The sequence below is a fragment of the Chloroflexus sp. genome (genome assembly GCF_034435895.1).
In the GTDB taxonomy this organism is placed as follows: Bacteria; Chloroflexota; Chloroflexia; order Chloroflexales; family Chloroflexaceae; genus Chloroflexus.
The window spans coordinates 1-19,645 of sequence record NZ_DAOTWH010000175.1; the positions used below are offsets into that span (position 1 = coordinate 1).

Annotated in this window: 13 protein-coding genes and 1 pseudogene; 6 read left to right on the plus strand and 8 right to left on the minus strand. The window is 60.1% G+C overall.

The features are described from left to right. Window positions 1-891: pseudogene (locus U9R81_RS10430) on the minus strand (hypothetical protein); the annotation flags it as partial. Between the two features lie 60 nt (window positions 892-951). Here U9R81_RS10430 and U9R81_RS10435 point away from each other — a divergent pair. From U9R81_RS10435 to U9R81_RS10445, 3 genes are read left to right on the plus strand one after another with little or no spacing between them, the layout of a single operon-like run. Then, window positions 952-2,118, plus strand: coding sequence for an aminotransferase class I/II-fold pyridoxal phosphate-dependent enzyme (locus U9R81_RS10435; RefSeq protein ID WP_322495398.1), 1,167 nt, complete (start codon window positions 952-954; stop codon window positions 2,116-2,118). A gap of 48 nt (window positions 2,119-2,166) precedes the next feature. Next, window positions 2,167-2,484 carry a hypothetical protein gene (locus U9R81_RS10440; RefSeq protein WP_322495399.1) on the plus strand — a complete coding sequence of 106 codons (318 nt, stop codon included), beginning with the start codon at window positions 2,167-2,169 and terminating at the stop codon, window positions 2,482-2,484. Continuing rightward, the gene (locus tag U9R81_RS10445) at window positions 2,481-4,556 is read left to right on the plus strand and encodes a hypothetical protein (protein WP_322495400.1); all 2,076 of its coding nucleotides are present in this window, start codon (window positions 2,481-2,483) and stop codon (window positions 4,554-4,556) included. Before U9R81_RS10440 ends, U9R81_RS10445 begins: the two co-directional genes overlap by 4 nt. A 44-nt stretch (window positions 4,557-4,600) precedes the next feature. On the opposite strand, the gene U9R81_RS10450 is transcribed toward U9R81_RS10445, so the two are convergent. Further along, the gene (locus U9R81_RS10450; RefSeq protein WP_322495401.1) at window positions 4,601-5,500 is read right to left on the minus strand and encodes a hypothetical protein; all 900 of its coding nucleotides are present in this window, start codon (window positions 5,498-5,500) and stop codon (window positions 4,601-4,603) included. After that, on the minus strand, window positions 5,497-7,782 hold the full coding sequence (locus tag U9R81_RS10455) for a hypothetical protein (RefSeq protein ID WP_322495402.1): 2,286 nt from the start codon (window positions 7,780-7,782) through the stop codon (window positions 5,497-5,499). Before U9R81_RS10455 ends, U9R81_RS10450 begins: the two co-directional genes overlap by 4 nt. Before the next feature lie 175 nt (window positions 7,783-7,957). On the opposite strand from U9R81_RS10455, the gene U9R81_RS10460 reads away from it, so the two are divergent. Continuing rightward, on the plus strand, window positions 7,958-9,433 hold the full coding sequence (locus U9R81_RS10460; protein WP_322495403.1) for a LuxR C-terminal-related transcriptional regulator: 1,476 nt from the start codon (window positions 7,958-7,960) through the stop codon (window positions 9,431-9,433). A 107-nt stretch (window positions 9,434-9,540) separates the two neighbouring features. Here the strand turns inward: U9R81_RS10460 and U9R81_RS10465 are convergent, their stop codons facing one another. The 4 genes from U9R81_RS10465 to U9R81_RS10480 all read right to left on the minus strand — a co-directional run bounded on the left by U9R81_RS10465 (window position 9,541) and on the right by U9R81_RS10480 (window position 14,906). Beyond that, on the minus strand, window positions 9,541-10,734 hold the full coding sequence (locus tag U9R81_RS10465; protein ID WP_322495404.1) for a glycosyltransferase family 4 protein: 1,194 nt from the start codon (window positions 10,732-10,734) through the stop codon (window positions 9,541-9,543). After that, the gene (locus U9R81_RS10470) at window positions 10,734-11,912 is read right to left on the minus strand and encodes a glycosyltransferase (protein WP_322495405.1); all 1,179 of its coding nucleotides are present in this window, start codon (window positions 11,910-11,912) and stop codon (window positions 10,734-10,736) included. The genes U9R81_RS10465 and U9R81_RS10470 overlap by 1 nt, the downstream gene beginning before the upstream one ends. Then, window positions 11,897-13,933, minus strand: coding sequence for a DUF6541 family protein (locus tag U9R81_RS10475; protein ID WP_322495406.1), 2,037 nt, complete (start codon window positions 13,931-13,933; stop codon window positions 11,897-11,899). The genes U9R81_RS10470 and U9R81_RS10475 overlap by 16 nt, the downstream gene beginning before the upstream one ends. A gap of 277 nt (window positions 13,934-14,210) precedes the next feature. After that, on the minus strand, window positions 14,211-14,906 hold the full coding sequence (locus U9R81_RS10480) for a hypothetical protein (protein WP_322495407.1): 696 nt from the start codon (window positions 14,904-14,906) through the stop codon (window positions 14,211-14,213). Between the two features lie 205 nt (window positions 14,907-15,111). On the opposite strand from U9R81_RS10480, the gene U9R81_RS10485 reads away from it, so the two are divergent. Further along, window positions 15,112-16,164, plus strand: a complete 1,053-nt coding sequence (locus U9R81_RS10485; protein WP_322495408.1) for a homoserine dehydrogenase — start codon at window positions 15,112-15,114, stop codon at window positions 16,162-16,164. Between the two features lie 81 nt (window positions 16,165-16,245). Here U9R81_RS10485 and U9R81_RS10490 read toward each other — a convergent pair whose 3' ends face one another. Then, complete coding sequence (locus U9R81_RS10490; protein WP_322495409.1) at window positions 16,246-18,990, minus strand: LuxR C-terminal-related transcriptional regulator; 2,745 nt, start codon at window positions 18,988-18,990, stop codon at window positions 16,246-16,248. Window positions 18,991-19,297: 307 nt separating this feature from the next. On the opposite strand from U9R81_RS10490, the gene U9R81_RS10495 reads away from it, so the two are divergent. Continuing rightward, the coding region (locus U9R81_RS10495; protein WP_322495410.1) for a substrate-binding domain-containing protein at window positions 19,298-19,645 on the plus strand (348 nt) is incomplete at its 3' end.

Genomic DNA, 19,645 nt, shown 5'->3' on the forward strand with positions numbered 1-19,645 from the left:
GATCAGGGCCGCCCGCTGCCCGGCGCGCCACGCCACCGCCGCACCGATCAGCGCCGTAAGCAGCAACGGCCAGCGCAAGGCTAATTGCTGCCGCCAAAACTCAACTACCAGCCCCAGTTCCCAGCGGTTGGCGTTGGCCGCCACCACATGCAGCAAAAACCACCCCTGCGTCACCCATGCCAACCCTGCCACGACCCCGCCGCCGGCCAGCGCCGCCGTCGCGAGAAACGCCAGCAAGGGGCGACGAGCATGCGATTCAGGGTGGGAATGGAGCCGGATCCATCCGGCGAGCAGGAGCATACCAGCGGCCAGTGGCCCCGCGATCAGCGACGGCTTGGTCAAGAGGCAGCCAACCGCCAAGAGACCAGCCAGCGCGCCGCGCCAGATCGGCGGCAGCCGCTCGTGGCCGGCCACCCACACTGCCCACAACCCCAGCGCTACGCCGAGCAAATCCACCCGCATCAGCGGCATCCACTCGCGCACTACCGGCACAGCCAGCCAAAGCAGCGCCAGCCAAACCCCGCGCTTCCCAATCAGCGCCGCCAGCGCTGCGGCACTCGCCAGCGCGCCAAACAACGCCACCAGCCTCCCCGCCGCTAGCGGTGCGCCGGTGAGCCATGACATCCCGGCGCTCAGCAAGAGGTACAGCGGCGGATAATTGACAATCAAAAACGGCGCTTGGGCCGGATCGGCGTATAAACTCCAGAATGGTTCACCGCCGGCCAAGCGGCTCACCTGCGCCAACAGCGGCCCTTCGCCATAATCGAGCGGGAAAGGGAAAGCGAGCAACAACCGAACGTGCTCGGCGGCATACCAAAGGTAGAGCGCCAGCAAACCAGCCAGCGCGCCGAGCGTCACCCAATGCAACCAACGTAAGGCAGAACGTCTCATGGTAAGATAGAAATCGCTGAGCAATGGCGCTCAGCCACGATACCACTAAGGAGAGCCTCTATGACCAGCCAGCGCATTGCGCGGCGCATCCGCGCCGTTCCGCCATCGGGCATTCGCCGCTTCTTCGACATCGCCGCCACCATGCCCGACGTGATCTCACTCGGTGTCGGCGAGCCTGATTTTATCACGCCGGAGCAGATTCGCGCCGCCGGCCAAGCCTCAATTGACCGCACCACCGCTTATACCTCTAACTCTGGCCTGCTCGAACTGCGCGTCGCGCTGGCCGAGCACCTCAACCGCCGCTATGGCGTGCAGTACGACCCCGAAACCGAGTTGCTGATCACCGTCGGCGTCAGCGAAGCGATGCTCGGCGCAGCACTGGCCTTGCTCGACCCCGGCGACGAAGTGCTGATGCCGGAACCGTGCTTTGTCGCTTACCCGGCATGCGTCACCTTCGCCGATGCGCGCGTCGTCTACGTGCCGACCAGCGTCGCCGACGGCTTTCAAGTGACCGGCGCGGCGCTAGAGGCAGCGGTCACGCCAAGTACCAAAGCGATCTTGATCGGCTATCCCAACAACCCGACTGGCGCCGTGCTCAGCCGCGAACGGCTGTTGGAAGTGGCGGCAGTGGCCGAACGCCACGACCTGATCGTCATCTCTGATGAGATCTACGACCGGCTGGTCTACGGCGTCGAGCATACCTGCTTCGCGGCGCTGCCCGGCATGCGCGAGCGCACCGTACTGCTCGGCGGCTTCTCGAAAGCCTACGCCATGACCGGCTGGCGGCTCGGCTGGCTAGCCGCTCCGGCTGAAATCACCGCCGCAGTGCGCAAGTTCCACCAGTACGCAATTATGTCGGCCCCGACCATGAGCCAGTACGCCGGCCTTGAAGCCATCTTGCACGGCGATGAGGCGGTGCAGGAGATGGTACGCGAGTACGACCGCCGCCGCAAAGTGATCGTGGCTGGTCTCAACAGCATCGGCCTGCCCACCTTCGAGCCGCAAGGCGCTTTCTACGCCTTCCCGCAGATCAGCCATCTCGGTCTGAGCAGCGAAGCGTTCTGCGAGCAGTTGCTGCACAGCGAACAGGTAGCTGTCGTTCCCGGCGATGCCTTCGGGCCGAGCGGGGCCGGTTACGTGCGCGCCTGTTACGCCACCGCGATGAACAAGATCGAAGAGGCATTGGAACGGATTGAGCGTTTCGTCCGCCGGATTGGGAAGGAATAGAGCGCTGCTCTGTCCCTACCGGCGGGGTGACACACACCGAGGTGCTTTATGCCATCGCGCAACGACGAGACCGCCACCGAACTACGTTGCTCGCTCACCGGACGGCCACTCACACGGGAAGAGGCCTATTGGGCGCCACCGCTAATCACTGCCCGCGATTTGATCACAACCTTCTTCAAAACCCTGTTCACGAACCCAGCGGCGCTCGGCGCGATCTTTCTTAGCGAACTGCCCAACGTACCCTACGCCCCTGAAGCGCGCCCGCTGCTGGCCCGTCGCCGTTCGGTTGAACAGGCCAAGCTGCTGGCGCTGTTGCTGGTGATTGCGATCGTGGTCGTTGGGGTGATCTTTTGGCTGGTGCGGTGAACGAGCACGACGTTCGCCCAACGACAATGCTCTCTAATCCCGTCACGCATCATCCGCTCGCCGCTCTCAGCGATGGCCGGCGCTGGTTGCTGAGCGGATTGCTGCTGGCGGCGATGGTGGCCTTGTTCCCCGCCGGACGGGTGCTGTTAGCGACTGGCTTGTGGCTGATCGCTCCGGGATACTTGCTCGAATGCAGCTTGCCCGGCCCGCGCCCGCCGTGGCTGTTGCGGATCGCGCTTTGGGCGGGCATCAGCCTGAGCCTTGTGCCGCTTGGGTACCTGTGGGTCACGGCGGTGGGCGGGTCATTGCCGGCTTTCGCCCTGACGACTGGCGCCATCCTGCTGGCACTAGCGGCAATGGGGGCGGCGTGGCGCGATCTTGCCAGTGTGCAAGGCCGGCCATCCGCCGCAACGTGGCTGCTGGCGGTGGTGCTAGCAATCGGCGCGTGGCTGCGGGCCGAACAGATCGCCAATCTCGCCCTGCCGGCGTGGGTCGATTCGGTGCATCACGCGCTGATGGTGCGTGTCGCCGCCGAAACTGGGCGCGCGCCGTGGACACTCACCCCTTACCTGCCGGTGGTCGAGATGCCCTACCACTGGGGCTACCACGTGGTGATCGCGGCGGCTTGGCAACTGAGCGGCGGTGCATTGCCCGACGTGATGCTCTGGAGCGGGCAGTTGCTCAACTGGTTGCAGAACGTGACCGCGGCAGCGCTGGCGCTGCTCTGGTGGCGGCGGTCTAGCGCAGCAGTCGTGGCCGCCGCCGTCGTTGGCTGCATCTCGTGGATGCCGGCGTATTATGTGTCGTGGGGCCGCTACACCCAACTGACCGGCTTGTTACTGCTGGCAGCGCTGGCGATTGCGTGGCAACAGTGGCTTGACAGCACCCACCGTTGTGAACGCGCCAGTTGGCTGGCACTGGCGGCGCTGATCACCGCCGGGTTAAGCCTCGTTCACATGCGCATCTTCGTCTTCGGCGGTGCGCTGCTCGCGGCGCAGAGCATCGTATGGAGCTTGCGCCAATCGCGGCACACCATCATTGCGCAAGCAATGCAGGCGCTGCTGGCCGGTATCGCTGCGGTGGCATTAGCTGCACCATGGTGGTGGCTGCTGCTGCGCCGGGTGCTGGCGCCCGCTGCTGCCGGCGCCCAAAGCCTCACCACCGGCGGCTCGTATGCCCAGCTCAACTACGATCTGATGTGGATCGGCCCAAACGAATGGCTGGTAGCGCTGGCCTTGATCGGCAGCGCCATCGGCGTGGCCCGCCGGCAAGCCGCCGCTGCGGTGCTGATGCTCTGGGTGGGTGGGTTGGCAGTGCTTACCAACCCGTGGCTAGTCAGCTATCTCGCGCCGCCGGCTGGTCTCGCCATCCTGCTTTACAGCCTCACGCAGCGCAAATGGCTGTGGAGCGGCGTAGGCTTGCTCTTGCTGGCGATCAACCCGGCGACCGTGCGCTTGCCCTTCCTCTGGCTGTTGCCGGTGGACATCGCCGCGATCAGTCTCTTCCTCCCCCTCAGCAGTCTGATCGGCGGCGGGGTGGCATTGATCTGGCCGGCCCAGCGCCGCTGGCGGCAGATCACCGGTGCAGTGGTACTTCTGGGGCTGACGCTGTGGGGATCCAATCAACAACGCGCCATCGTCAACCCTGTTACTGTCCTAGCGACGGCTGCCGACCGGCAGGCAATCGCGTGGGTGGCTGACCACACTCCACCCACGGCCCGCTTCTTGATCAACGCCGCGCCGTGGCTGCCGGGAGTCGCCCGCGGCAACGACGGCGGCTGGTGGATCATGCCGCTCACCGGGAGGTGGACGAGTACGCCGCCAGCGCTGTTTACGTATGGCGATGCGGCGTCGGTACAGGCTGCGCGCCAACGCAGCCAACAGATCATCGACTTCGGGAACGGGCAAGCGATCGACCTCGATCGCTTGATTGCCACTGAGCAGATCGACTACATCTACACTTCACTCAAGGGGCCGCTGCGTTCCGAACTCTTTGCTGACCGGCCCGGCTACGAGGTGGCGTTTGCCGAAGGGGGTGTGGTGATTTATCGGGTTGCACCTGAACGGAGGTGATAACAGAGCACGCTCTTTGTTCTCTGAAGTTTCCTATCACGTTCCTACCACAACACCACGCTCCACCAATCGCGCCAATAGAAGAGTGCTGCCAGATAGATCACGCACACGATGCTGAAGATCGTATCAAACCGCTGCCAACGGCGCGGCTGCGGGCGAACAGCAAAGCTCGCGATACCGATCAACCCCAAGATGAGCAACCCGCTCCCGGCGATATAGAGCCGGTAGAGCGGCGTCGCCCGATCAACCACGCCGTGGGTAAATCGCAGCAAGTTCTGCAAATCAGCGGCAATCGGCCCATCGGGGGGGAAAGCCGGCGCCAGCGGTGCCAGCAACGCCGCGGACGGGTTGAATGCAACGGCGACGATAACCAGTGAGGTAGGTTGCGTATCCCAAACTGCAATCAACACCCCGGCGACCAACCACATCACCAACACACTATACGCCAAGAACAACGCGGCCGGCGGAGTACGCATCACCGTCACCCAACACAACCCATACGCACTGCTGAGCAACGCCGTCACGACAATCACGGCAAACGCCCACCCGATCTCAGGCAAGCTCAGACTGCCAAAAAGTGGCAGCAAGCTAAAGAAGGGCCAGGTAAGAATGATGCCAAGGATTATCACGGCCCACACCACGAGCAAGCGAGCCACCAAGACGGTCAAGTTCATCTTTGACTGTAACCCAACCGTATAGGCACTCACCGCTAACAGGGGAGAAAGCAGCATCACCCATCCCTGCAACGCCAAACAGAGACTCGTGGCAAAGAGCCGGCCAATTTGTGCATTCAAGAGCGGCAAGGCAGCCAGAGTCGCCATTCCTGCCAGTCGTCCCGTTCCCTGCGCAGTCAGCAACATTACCAACACGGTGCTGATAAAGAGCAGCACAATACGGCGCCGCCGGATAAGTCGCTGCCACTCTTCGCCTAACGCTGCTCTCATGGCAACACTCCCTGCACCCCACCCACCGCGACGACGCAACCTAGTCGATCTAGCCCACCGCTGAGCCGGAGCCGCACCTCGCCGAGACTCAGATACGCTTCAGCATCAGTCATCGTCATAGTCGACAGAGGATTGAAGGCGACGGCATCCCACGCCCCGGTTGCCCAATTGTAAGCACGCAGGGAGAGGTTCACATTGCTCGTGGCGTCCGCTGGCCTAAGCCGTACCTGTATGACACTAGCCTGTAGCAACGACAGATCCGGCGGCAAGCGCAGATGGATCTCGGCTGTCTCGCCGCTCAACTGCACACCTTGCCCATTGAGGCATAGAGATACTTTAGAGCCGGCAGGATCAAGGCGCAACCATCCCACTGGCAGAGAAAGTTCACCCTGCCCCCGAATCGGCGGTCGCATGACGAAGAGCGTTTCAACCGATCCAATCGTGGGTTGTACCGGCACAGTTGGATCGCGATCCAGCCATGCCAGCACAAACGGCCCCGGATCAAAGCGCGTGGGCAACGCTGCCACCGCCGCATCGACCAAGGCAGTCCGGATTTGCGTCGCCTTCTCCATTTCGCCATCTATCAGCAAGCCATTATCCTGCAAATCCTTGATCACTAATTGACCGAGGGACAGACCAGCAGCAGCGGGGGTAAATAACGCCGGCCAGCGCGCGACCGAGCGCTCGCCGGGGCGCAGTGTGCCAAAGAACAACAACTGATCACCATACACGACGAAAACATCGCGCAAGGTATACTGGCTATCATTCTGCAAATCAACTCGCAACCGCCCTTGATCAACCACCAACGTCGCCCGCAATGCCGGCGCAGGAATGATTGCCGTTGTCCACCAAGCCTGCGTTTGCCATGGCGCTAACTGCCGCTCTAGCTGGGTCGTCATCTGCGCAAAGCGATCACTCCCGCCCGCCAGTGAACCATCGTTGCTAGCAATCACGAATGGGCGAGTAATCACCGGCTCAGTAAACACCATTGTTTCCGTCCGCGGCATTGCCGACAGCATCACGCTGATCGTCTGCGCTTGCGCTCGTTCACCATCGATCACCTCGATCAAGGTCATCCGTAAAGCACTATACGCCGGGGTAGCATTCGCGTTGGCCCACCACAACCCTACACCGGTACTAATGAGGGCAATAACCAGTAAGCTAACCGCCGGCACAACGCGCCGCCAACGCCAAAATCCTAGCGCCAGCAACACCATCGCAACCGCATACCACGTAAGCGCCGTCAAACCTTGGGCAAACGCCGGGATAGCGATCTGCGGCAACGCACCGAGCGCCGGGGCAAGCATCTGGAGCTGCCAAGGCGTCATTTGGGCGCTCACGCCATCTGGCGTTGACACAAACAACACCGGCTGCGCCAGCGCCGTCCAGAATTGCTCACGACCGGCCCAATCGGCCAGCGCTTCCGGTGCAAACGCGAGTTGGGTCACGCGACCGCGGCCAACCGCATATTCCACCCACGCCGGCGCCGCCGGATCGCCGCGGTACTGCGCTCCGGTTACCGGCGCCAGCTTCACGCCCAGCAATGGCGTATGCAACGACGATTTACCAAGGGTAACTACTGGTTCGCGATCGATGACGGCAGCGCCAGTGATCGTCGCGGCTTGCAACGCCGGCGGCAGTGCTGCTTGCAGCGCAATTGCGGCTGGCCCGCCGCCGATAATCAGATGGCCGCCATTGTAGACCCACGCCAACAGCGCGGTTTGTTGCGCCGCCAGCAACGGCCCATCTAGATCAAACAAGGCTAATACGCTTAGGTTGCTCAGACCAAGGTGATGATCCGGCAGATTGGCTACCTGTAAGCTGCCGGCAGCAAACAGATCACGTGTTACCGGTGAGGCGCCTACTACTGCGCGCATCCGTTCTACTGGTCGCAGCAGCAGCGCCACCTCTTGCCGGTCAACAATGACGCCATCGATAGCGAGCGTAACAAACACGGCGCGCGCCGGCTGGGCCAGAAAGACGTATAGCCACAGCGATTGTTGCGTTTGCGCAGCTAACCGCAGCGTGCGCGCATACTGGATCGTACTGTCCGCTGGCGTCGCCGTCACCGTAACCGTAGCTGCCGACAGACCTTGATTGCGCAGTGTCACCCGCAACGGAAACCACTGGCCTACAACGTATTGCCCAGCAAAGGGGGAGCCCAGTTCGAGCGAAACTGTCGGTTGCGCCATCGCTACGCGAAATGACGCGATCTGCACGGCCAATAAGCAGACCGATATTAGGCTGAGCAGGACTGTGAGGTGCAACCGGCGTACAATCATAGTGGCATGTCTGAAATGCGAGAATGATATTGCCTCATTATACGAGAAGGCTTGCACGCTGTCACAGCGTCCAAACCGCTGCTGCGCGATCAACGCCTTACTTCCCGCTCGCACTGCGGCGCTGATGCATGTGTTATGATCAACGCAAAGCGGCGAAGTTATCACTCATGTCATTATGACGAACGAAAGCCCAATCAGCGAACGCGAGCGCGAAATTCTGCGACTGGTCGCGACTGGCGCTACCAACCAGCAGATTGCAATCGCATTGAATATTAGCGTCAATACGGTCAAGGTCCATCTACGCAATATCTTCGCCAAGATCGGCGTCGAATCGCGGACTGAGGCCACGATATATGCTATCCGCACCGGGATCGTGACGGTGGGGGAAGCAGGTCTTGCGCCCACCGATGAAACGGCGCCGGCGCTCGAACCAATGCCGTCTAGCACGCCCCAACCAGAGGTTCCCACCCAGACACCAACCCCTCCGAGCGAGCCAGCTACACAAGCACCGGGCATCGCGCCAGCGACGCTCTCAGAATCAGCACTACCTGCAACCTTGCCTCCGCAAGCGCCTGCGCCAAACCCTCCTATCGCCGGGCAAGACGTACCAGCAATGGTAACGGTGCAAACCCCTGCTTCCCGGTACGTTCCCCGCATCTTCCCTTGGCTGATTGGTCTCACTGCGGTGTTGGTGATCATCATTACGCTCTTCGTAGCGAATGCGCGTCCCACGAGCAACCCATCACCAACCACAAATCTAACCGCCACATCACATCTCAACCCCGAACAACGCTGGTTTACCCGCCAACCGCTTAACGATCCGCGTGATAATTTCGCCCTCACCGGCTATGACCTTGAACGCCGGTTGTATGTGATCGGCGGGCAACGCGATGGTAGCACCGTTGCTACAGTCGATCGTTACGATCCTGAGACCAACCGCTGGGTGACGTTGACCGATAAACCGACCGCTGTGAGCTATGCGCGCGCCATCACGTTGCGAGGCTTGATCTTCGTCCCCGGTGGCGAAGATAGCACCGGCGCCGTGATCGACCGGCTCGAGATCTATGACCCGCGCGAACAACGCTGGTATACCGGCGCAGCCTTGCCGGCGCCACGCAGCCGCTATACGCTAGCGGCATGGGAAGGACAGTTATACTTGATTGGCGGCTGGGATGGCGCATCGATCCGCAATGAAGTGTTTATCTACGACCCCATTCTTGACCGGTGGGAGACGGGGCCAGCCTTGCCCCAATCACGTCGCAATGCCGGCGCAGCCATCGCCGGCGGTCGCCTGTATATTATCGGTGGCGAAGGCGTCAACGGCCCGCTGCGTGAGAGTGCGCGGCTTGAACCAAGCACCGATCCCAGCCGGCGTTGGATTGCCATCGCGCCACTGCCGCAACCGATCGCCCGGCCCGCGACCATTGCGTTATCAAGCACCCTGCTCGTGTTTGATGGTGAGCGCCGCGAAGGGCTGACCTACGATATTGCCGCCGATGCGTGGAGCCGCACACCGCTGCCCCCCGAGGCCCAAGTCTTTCCCGATGCCGTGTTGCTCGATGCCAGCATCTATTTTGTTGGCAATCGGCAAGCACAAGGGATGTTGAGCGAATATCGCGCGCTGTACGTGATTTTCATTCCCGGTCAGTAGGGGCAACTAGCAAGTTGCCCTACTAGGTGTACTATGGAGTACGGCAGTCAAACTGCCGCACTCCATGCAACGCTTACTAAACCGGCCCCACAGGGTTTTGATGCAATCTACACCGCATCGTAAATCGCCATCCACCGCTCAGCCAGCCGATCCCAGTCATACCGCCGGGCCTGCGCAACCGCTGCCGCCGCCATGACTGCACGGCGCGCCGGATCGTTCAGCAGTTCCTCGATCGCGTTCGCTAGCGCCTTGGCGTTACCGGGTGGCACTACGACCCCTGCTGCGCCAAAAGCTAACATCTCAGCCCGATCACCCACATCGCCGGTAATGACCGGCACACCTACTGACAGACTCTCGATGATCTTCAACGGTGAACGAGCCAGCGCCACTGAGTCATTACGCACAGGATCAACACTTACATCGGCGAGCGACAACAACACGCGCACCATCGGATACGGGACATGGCCAGTGAAGATGACCCGATCACGCCACGGTTGCTGGGCCGTATATGCTTGGAGCAACGGCAAATCTTCGCCGCCGCCGATCAGCAAGAGCTTAGCAGCCGGATACCGCTCAGCGACCTGCCCAAACGCCGCGAACAGCAAATCAACTGGATGGTTATGTAGCGCCAGCGTACCGGCATAGGCAATTACTGGCCGGTCAGCCACCCCCAACGCCGCCGCCAACGCCGCGCGAATCGCCACCGGCGGCGCCGTAAAATGACGGCTATCCACCCCATTCGGCACAATCACGCACGGTTGCCCGGCGCGCGCCATCCGCTCAGCTAAATAACGGGTATTCACGGTCAAGCCAACTGCTATCCGCGGTAGTAGCCACTGCCAGAAGGCAAACACCGCTCGTTGCCACCCAGCGGTCAACCGGTTGGCGGTTACTTCATCGTCATCGCAATCGACTAACAAAGGCCGGCGGCGCAGCAGGCGCACTGCGAGCAATGCTGCCATACCATTAATCGGCTGTGGCTTTCCGAGATGATACCAATCAGCCGGAGAGCACAACACCCCCCAGATCATACCGAGCGTTGCCTGCGCCACCACCAGCAGCAATTGCCATGGGCTAAACCGCACCGGCACGTTGCCAACCTTACGGGCATGCATCTGGCCGACATACCAGACTTCAACCCCATCAACAACGAAGCGGCGCTGAGCGCATGTCGCAAAATCGGGATGGAGCGCCAGCAACCGCACCTGCATACCATGCCGGACGAGGCCACGGGCAATGTTGAGATAGCGCCGGCCCGATGGCCGGTCAATCCCCATTGGCAACAGAAAGACAACCCGCACTACTTGACCGCTCCTTGCAAATCACGCGCTAGTTCAGTAATAATCGCTACCAATCGTGGCCACGACTCGGCTCGCTCGGCAGTGGCGGCTTGCACATTCGCGGTCAAGATTGGGCCGAGATCCTCTTGGAAATAGCGTACAATCGCGCGCGCTAGTGCCGTAGCATCTTGTGGCGGCACAATCAGGCCGTTAACCCCATCCTGCACCACTTCAGGCAAGCCACCGACATTTGTTGTAATCACCGGCTTGCCAAACCCAAACGCTAGTTGCGCAACTCCGCTCTGCGTAGCCGAAATGTAGGGCAATACGACGACATCGGCTGCCGCAAAGATCGGTGGCAACTCTTCGTTCGGCACATAACGATTTATAAATGTGATTGCATCAGCCACCCCAAATTCAGCCGCATACCGCTGATAGTAGGTTAACGACCCCCAAATCTCTCCCACGACCAATAAATGCGCATCAATCTGCGCCCGCACGTGCGCCATTGCCTGTATCAGATACTCTAGGCCCTTGTATGGCCGCACAAAGCCGAAAAAGAGCAACAGCCGGCGGTGGTTAGGCACTTGCCATTCCGTGCGCAAGGAAGACGAGACAGCAGCAGTCACCTCCTGAACTACTGGCTCATAGGTGGGGAGAAATGCTTTGAGAATTTTTGCCTGTGGCAGCAATGCCCGCGCACGGTAAAGGTCGAGATCACTATGCACGAGCAATGCATCCACGCGCCGCAGCACCGTCAGTGCCAACCGCCGGTCGATCACGCCGCCGCCGTCATGCGGTAACACGTTATGGCAAATCATCGCGATCTTGGTTGCCGGCGGGCGCTTGAGCAAGCTCGAAATCACCGTCAGGCTCGGCGTCCAATACGGCACCCACCATTGCAAGAGCAGCAGATCAGGCCGATCAGCCCGCACACGCCGCACCAGACGCCACCACGTCAACGGGTTCATCGGATCGAGCAAGTATTCACAATCAACCCGTAGCGGCGCACTGCTCGGATCGCGGTCGCTCCGACCGGGAAAGAGCCACGCCGGATATTGGCGGGTGAAGGAATAGAAGAACGTGGTATGGCCGGCGGCGCGCAAATAACGCACCAGCAGCGTCGTATAATGCGCGATCCCGCCGCGAAACGGATAGGTTGGGCCAACAACTGCCAAGCGCACTAGCGAATTCTCCATATACTCACGCCGTCTTGGCGGTAGATTAACTCGTAGAATGGCGCAGCATCGATCTGTACCGGGTCGAGATACTCACCAGATGGATTGGCCGCCGGGCCATTGTAGAGATAGCGAAACCCTAATGCGCGCAACACATCCGCAGCTTGGGCGCTGCCGATGGGGTAGCGCTGAATAGCTCGATGTTGTTCGGCGATCAGCCGCAGCATATTCGGCGGATCAGTCGCCTCAAACCCCACGGCCATCGGCAAGAGGTTGGTGCGGCGTCCGGTGAGAAAGGTCAGCCACCATCCGCCATCGTTGCCGGCATACACATACCCGCCGTAGGCAGGAAATCCGTTCACGAAAATGGCGGCATCCCGCGGTAGATTGTCGCGGATCCACTCGGCAGCCTTTAGGTCGGCGGGTGTGGCCAATTGATAGTATGGATCCACCATCGTTGCTTGTATGTGCGCGCCCCAGCCTATCATTGCCAAGCCAACCGCAAGGTGAAGAATAATCATCGTTGCGCTCATCCACCGGTGCGTCTGGCGCGTCAGCATCGCCACCAACCGCATCAGCGCCAGCAGACCGGCGCCGGCTGCTGGCGCAATGACCATATAGGCGCCGATCAAGACGGCAAAGGTGGTAATCAAGCCTTGCCCGGTCAAGCCGAGCAATTGCGGGTTCGCCGCGAGCCACGCTAGCCCGGCCCATAATGCCAGTACCAGCCCCCCGCTCTTTCGCTGCCACAGCAGGCTGGCGAGACCAATTGCGGCTAACGGGAAGAGACCATATTGAAACGCTGCACCGATATTTTCTAAGGCAATAGGATTGCGTGTCTCGATATCAGTAGTAACAATTTGCACCGCCATACGTGTGATCTGGCCCTGTTGCACGCGCCATAACCACGGCCACGCCAGTAACGCCGCCCCCAACGCGCCCAAGACGCCAGCGCCACCCAACCGCCCCAGCGTCCGCCAGCTCACCAGCCCTGATCGGCCCAGCGCCACGAGCGCATACGCCACCACAAAGCAGATTGCTAAGATCGCCACCCGATAGTGGCTGAACGCTAATCCGGCGCTTGCAATGCTGGCCACCGCTAACGGCGCTGCCAAGGAGCGCCATGAACGCTGCGGCTGCAATGCGCCATCGATCAATCCCATCCACGCGATTGCTGCTGCCGGCAAGACGGTCTGCCCAGCCAGTTGGGTATACCGGCCCCAATTTATGTAGTAGGCCGGATAGAGGCTGAGAAACCCAACGACGACCGCTGCCCATAAACCGGTCAGGCGAGAGTTGGTCAACCGCGCCGTCAACAGGTAGAGCAACGGCGCTGCCAAGCTGCTCATCACTTGCCCAACCAATACCACCGCCTGCGTCGCCGGAATGCCAGCCAGCCAGTGCCACCATGCCGCCATCGCATGAAATGCATAGTGGTAGGTAAAGGTCACTGCCGGCGCGTATGGCTGCCACGACCGAAACAGACCTCCATGGTCGATCAACAATTGGGTAACGACGGTGTGATGGTATGAGTCGCCAAACAACCCTACCTGCACATCCCGCACAGCGAAGAGGCGTACCGCTACTGCGGCCACGCTCAGCAGAGCTGCCATCCATCCAATGAGGCGACGCTGGCCGCGAGCTGGCCGGCGTATCTGTGGCGCTGGCCAGAGGGCCAGCACTGCAAAGATGATCATCACCAGCCACGCCACAAGGCTGTTCCAGCGCCAGCCGATCGGCTCGCTCACCAACAACAGGAATGGGATGACCGCGCAACTTAGGCTCGCCGCATACGCTAACCGCTCAAACCAGAGCAACGGGCCCGGATGCAGCCAACGCAAGACGGCAAGACCGGGAAGGGTAAAGAGGAGCGCACCGCTCAGCGCTGCCAGCAGTGAGGTTATCAATGACCACGGCGCCCACCAGAGCAATCCCGGCACAGCCATGCTAATGATCGCCGCCAGCCAAATCGCAGCTAACCAGATTGCTGAACGGGGAAGCGCGCGTTGATCTGCAACCATCATCGTCTCAAGATGTTTCACGTCGCGTTCAATGCCGCATAGGCCGGTTTATTGTAGCATGCTTGCCGCCGCCGTAAGCAACAGTGCTGCTGTCTGGCTCATCCGCCTTACCCTATAGCAAGAACGAGAGGGAACGGTAAAACCATGCCCGTCTCCTTTGCGTAGATGCTTGGCATTGCGGCAGCAATATCAGACTAGAGACACCCCCTCAATCGTTCGTTAGACAACGGTCAAGCGACCGGCTCAACAAAAAAAGGCCTGCGGCAGCATTGCTGCCGCAGGCCCAATAACATTCTTACTAGCTAAACTTCGACCAGAAGAGATTCTCGTACTCGCGCGCTGCCTGATCGACCTTTTCCTTCGACATCAAACGCATCCGTACCAACAACTCGCCAAGGCTGAGTCGTTTGCCTCGCTGATCGAGCCGGATCTGCTCGGCCAGCACATCTTCTAATTGGGCAGCGGTAATGTAGCCCCGCTCCACCAGATACTCCCCTAACACCTGCGGCGCTGTGCGCGCCCGGCTGCGCTCTTGCTGCTGAATGATCAATGCCTTGGCTAACTTTGATGGCGTAATGAGTCCTCGTTTGAGCAGCAACTGGCCAAGCCGCCGATCCGATTTCAGCAGACTCTCCCGCCGCTGTTCAGAAAGCACCTCATGGAGTTCAGCTTCGGTAATGGCGCCAATCGAGACTAAGATGTCACCGATCAAGCGCGGTTTCGGTTGTTCGTGAAAATAAGGTGTCTTGACATCAGACAATAAGCGCATCGTGTGAATTTCATTCAACCGCTGCTGGGCAAAAACATCATTGGGCTGAACCGCTAATCGCGCTTCGAGATACGCAATCTGTAACTCTTCGTCATCAGGAGCTAAGATGGCTGCCCGTTCAAGGCAATCCTTCCGCTGGCGAGCGTCTTGTACCAATTTGCTTAATGCGACCCAAGCGTCACGGCATTGATTCCCCTCAAGCAAATGCTTGCGAATGCTTGCCATATCGTTGCTGTGCAACGCCACAAAAGCGCACGGAACCGGACACGTCTTCATTGTTTTCGACCCTGAAAAAATTCCCCGCGCGATGACAACCCTTTGTCCTCATTCACCGCGCCTAGACCTCATGGGAATAAACGCACGCGATCCGAATTTATCGAATATAGCTTTATATTATACATGCTCATATCGTTGTCGCATAGGAGTACTTATGTATATAATCGACGCTATTCTCACTGGGATCGGCAATATTGGCCGTACATTCCTCGAAATGCTGGTCGCTGACCCCGACCGGCTGCCGCGCCGGTATGGCTTTCATCTGCGTATCGTCGGCGTCGCCGACTCGAGCGGCGTGGCGTTTGATCCCGGCGGTCTTGATCTGCCGGCTATTCTTGATGTCAAACGGCGCAAGTTGGGTGTGGCGGCCTTGCCGTCGTTTCGCCCTGATCTCGATGTGATCACGCTGGCCGAAACAGCGGCGTATGATCTGTTGCTGGAAGCCACCCCGACCAACCTCCGCGATGGCCAGCCCGGTCTCGATCTGGTGCGAGCGGCGTTGCGCCGCGGCAAGCCAGCGGTGTTGGCGAGCAAAGGGCCGTTGGTGCTGGCGTTTGCCGAATTAGCTGCACTGAGCGATTGGGCCGACGATCTTTCGCCCCGTAGCTCGCGCCCGGCCTTGCGTTTCTCTGGCGCGGTAGGCGGCGCTTTGCCAACCATCAATTTTGGCCGGCGCGATTTGGCCGGCGCCCAGATCGAACGCGCCGAGCTGGTTGTTAACGGTACCACGCAGGTCATCCTCGAACAGCTGGCTGCCGGCGCCGATTTTGCCGCCGCTCTGGCCGAAGCCCAACGGCAGGGTATCGTCGAACCTGATCCTTCGCTCGATGTCGATGGCTGGGACGCCGCCAACAAGCTGGTGATCTTCGCCAACGCGGTGCTTAACCAACCGACAACGCTGGCCGATGTGACGGTGCGCGGGATTCGTGACGTGACCGCTGCCGAACTGGCCGTAGCATGGCAGGCTGGCGGTCGTATCTCGCTGGTCGCCCGCGCCGAGCGCCAGCCTGATGGACGCTACGCCTTATCGGTAGCCCCCGCTGTCCTTGGCCCCGAACACCCGCTCGCCCGGCTGGCCCACGGCGAAATGGGTTTCGTGATCTATAGCGATAGCGCCGGACGCTCGACCGTCAGCAGCCTCGAAGACGGCCCCTTAGGGACGTGCCAAGCCATGCTGCGCGATCTGATCGAGATTGTGTGCCGCTAAGCGTATTCGGACACGGATTCCCTCAGATCGAACAATTTCCTTCCATATCTTGAGCACATGGTGCAGATGCGCTCTCCACTATTACGGAATCAACCTTAGTCGCCTTGCGCGCGCCACTGCTTGCGTGCGTGAGGCGACGCCCAACTTGCTGAAAATGCTGTTGATGTGTGATTTGACCGTACTCACCGCGATCACCAACGTCGCAGCAATCTCGTGGTTGCTCCGCCCTTCCGCCATCAGGCGCAACACCTCTATCTCACGCTGGCTGAGGGGGTCGGGCAACGCCGCAGCAGGCGCCGGCGTACTCGCCGGCATGACCAGCGCTACCTCGTCGTCATCAAACAACGAGAGCAGATATTCGCCATAGGGCGAGAGCTGTTGGCGCACTGCCAACTGAGCTAGCAAGAGTCGTAACGGCGCGCCGGCTTGGAGAAACGGCGCCACGATCCGCTCGCTCGTCGCAAAATCAAGTGCGGCCAACATTGCCTCGCTGCCGTTATCACCGGCAGCCGCCAAGGCCATCCCGCGCAACAAGGCAGCATCAAGCGGCACCAACGCCTGCCAAATCTCGCCGTTTAGCGGCTGGGCCAACTCAGCCGCCAATGCCCGCAAGGCTTCCCCGTTACCGGTTGCGCGCGCACTGGCTAGCCGCCATTCATAGCCTGCCCGGGTGATATGCTCGCGGGCATAGAATGCCGCCACCGGCATATAACGAAACTCCACCGGATCGAGCACGCGATTGTCGAGTAGTTGGCCGGCGGCGTCGAGTTCACCCCGCTCGATCAACATCTGCGCTTCAAGCCCATCTAGCACTACCAGCACCCAACCAACGTTGCGCTGGCGAGCTAAAAAACGCGCCTGCCGGATCACCCGCAATGCGCCGTCGGTATCGCCCCGCGCGCGCGCAATGCGGGCCGTCACAATCAAGAGGTTGAGGTAACTTGTAGTCTGGCCCGATTTAATCGCGCTCTCGGCTTCAGCCAAGGCCGGCAACGCGCCGGCAAATTCGTGCCGTAATCCATGCAGATCAGCCAACGCTAAAAACGGCAAACCGATGCCGGGTTGGGTGCGGCTGCGATTGCGCCGTAACATCTGGTTGATCGTATCGCGGCAGGCGCTAATCGCTGCGCCAAGCGAACCACGCAACGCCAGTGTATAGGCGTAATCAACCGTCGCCATCGCCGAAATGTAGGGTAAACCGGCGTTAAACCCGTTGCTGCTTGCCTCACTGAAGGCTTGCTCGGCGCGCGCGAGATCGCGTTGGTCAAGGTAGGCATAACCCAAATCCTTCGCCACCCGCATGCGCAACGCCTGATTATCAGCCTGTAACCACGCTAAGGCCTGCTTCCCTTCGTGGATGACCTGCTCGGTATCCCCTTGCAACAACGCCAACCGCACTCGCACTACGCTCAATTCGCCGCGCAGATTGGCAATCAACCCAATCGGCGTCGCTGCGCCGCTTGCCACCTCCACAAGCGCCCGTTCAGCGACGGCAATCCAGTGGGCCGCGTCTTCAACCTGATAATCAGCCGTTGCCAGCCAAGCACGCAATAATGCTAGCCGTGGATGGCTTTCAAATGCCGCTTCCGGAATTTCCGGCAGCCAGCGCCGGAGGGTCGCTTCCCCTACTTGCGAAATAAACGCTAACCCAATCGGCTCGAGCATCGCCACTACATCATCGATCGCCTGCGCGCGCAAGGCATGGTTGACGGCTTGCGTCAGCATGCCATGGGCCGCGTACCATGCCCCTGCCCGCCGGTGGAGCATGGCGACATACTCGGCACTGCTGCCTGCCTCGAGCCGATCCCGCAAGACATCGGCAAACAGATGATGGTACCGGTACCACACCCGCTCGGCATCCAGCGGGAAGAGAAACAGGTTGTTGCACTCGATTTCAGCCAACACCAACTGGCTGTACGACTGGTTGCTCTTGCTTGGCATACTCTGCTCGTACACACCGATCACGGCATCGCAGAGCGGCCCGCACAACTGGTCAAGGATCGAGGTTTGCAAGAGAAATTGTTGCAGGTGCGCCGGCAACCGGCTAAACACATCCTCGATCAAGTAATCGGCGACATACCGGTTGCTGGCAATCAATTCATCAACTACCTCGCTCTGATTCGGTCGGCTCCGCAAGGCAAGCGCGGCAAGATGTAAACCTGCCGGCCAGCCTTCCGTGCTCTCAAGCAGAGTCACGATCTGATCACGGCTCAATGGCAATTCCATCACTTCCAACAAAAAGGTGGCCGCCTCTTCTGGATTGAAGGCGAGATCAAAACTGCGCAATTCGGCTAAATGCCCACGCGCTCGCCACCGCGCAAGCGGCAACGGCGGATCGCTGCGGGTGGCGATAATCAACCGGCACCGAGGGGGTAGGTGATCAACTAAGAAGGTGATCGCTTGATGAATCTGCCCATCATTGATCAGATGATAGTCATCAAAGATAATAACCGTTGGGCCAGCAACTTCAGCCAGATCGTTTGATATTTCGGCAAACCACTGTTCGGCGTCAAGATCAACTTCTGCGCTGATCAAGGCCCGCAACCGCTCACGACGCTCCAATGGAATGTTCGTTAATGCCTCCAGCAGATAAGCGAATAAGCGCCGGATGTCATTGTCGGTCGTATCAAGACTTAACCAGCCGATGTGCGACCACTCTTTACGCCCTTCCTCCATCCATTCGACTAACAGCGATGTTTTGCCATACCCGGCAGGCGCATTGATCAAGACCAGCCGGCTGTGTAAGGCATTGCGGAGCTGTTCATAGACCCGTGGCCGGGCAAGAAGCGAGGGTCGCACTTCGGGCGGCTGTAACTTGGTGCGCATTAGCGGTATCATGCGCCACCTCCAAGACGTAACGTGGTTGGTTGGTATGTCGCTGTGGTATCTAGTCTACCATAGCCGCTGGTAGCTCGGTAGAACACTAGGGGAAAACCCCTAATTCGTTAGTAGGAGTAACTCCCTACTATCTTTCAGGGTAGCCGGGATAGGCAAAGTCGGCCCAGTATGGTTCAATAGCGCCATCAGGATGTCGGTTGCTATGCGCACAAGGAGGTGTACCCGGCAGCGAATGTTCCCTGCATGAAGCCTTGTTCGCAATGGTGTGGCTTTGCCGTGTTCAAGGAGGACTGTGATGTCGAAGAAGACTCTGTGGTTCGTGTTGTCGTTGTTGACGGCGTTGACCTTCCTGTTGAGTGCCTGTGGCAATACCGGCGGCAGCACCGGTGGCAGCACCGGCGGCAGCCAGCAACTCGCGGTCGGAATCGTCCTTCCCACCAAAGATGAACCCCGCTGGATCCAAGACGAGACCCGCTTCCGCGAGGCGTTGCAGCAGGCCGGCTATCAGGTTGAAATCCTCTTCAGCCAAGGCTCGTCGGCCAAAGAGAAAGAGAATGTCGAGGCATTGATCGCCAAGGGCATTAAGGTGCTGATCATCTGCCCCCACGATGGCACTGCCGCCGCGGCGGCGGCTGCCGCTGCC

What these genes read in the sequence shown, in the direction of transcription:
- U9R81_RS10435 (WP_322495398.1), top strand. Translation starts at nt 952, where the DNA reads ATGACCAGCCAGCGCATTGCGCGGCGCATCCGCGCCGTTCCGCCATCG.
- U9R81_RS10485 (WP_322495408.1), top strand. Translation starts at nt 15,112, where the DNA reads ATGTATATAATCGACGCTATTCTCACTGGGATCGGCAATATTGGCCGT.
- U9R81_RS10440 (WP_322495399.1), top strand. Translation starts at nt 2,167, where the DNA reads ATGCCATCGCGCAACGACGAGACCGCCACCGAACTACGTTGCTCGCTC.
- U9R81_RS10470 (WP_322495405.1), bottom strand. Translation starts at nt 11,912, where the DNA reads ATGGAGAATTCGCTAGTGCGCTTGGCAGTTGTTGGCCCAACCTATCCG.
- U9R81_RS10480 (WP_322495407.1), bottom strand. Translation starts at nt 14,906, where the DNA reads ATGGCAAGCATTCGCAAGCATTTGCTTGAGGGGAATCAATGCCGTGAC.
- U9R81_RS10460 (WP_322495403.1), top strand. Translation starts at nt 7,958, where the DNA reads ATGACGAACGAAAGCCCAATCAGCGAACGCGAGCGCGAAATTCTGCGA.
- U9R81_RS10450 (WP_322495401.1), bottom strand. Translation starts at nt 5,500, where the DNA reads ATGAGAGCAGCGTTAGGCGAAGAGTGGCAGCGACTTATCCGGCGGCGC.
- U9R81_RS10490 (WP_322495409.1), bottom strand. Translation starts at nt 18,990, where the DNA reads ATGCGCACCAAGTTACAGCCGCCCGAAGTGCGACCCTCGCTTCTTGCC.
- U9R81_RS10455 (WP_322495402.1), bottom strand. Translation starts at nt 7,782, where the DNA reads ATGATTGTACGCCGGTTGCACCTCACAGTCCTGCTCAGCCTAATATCG.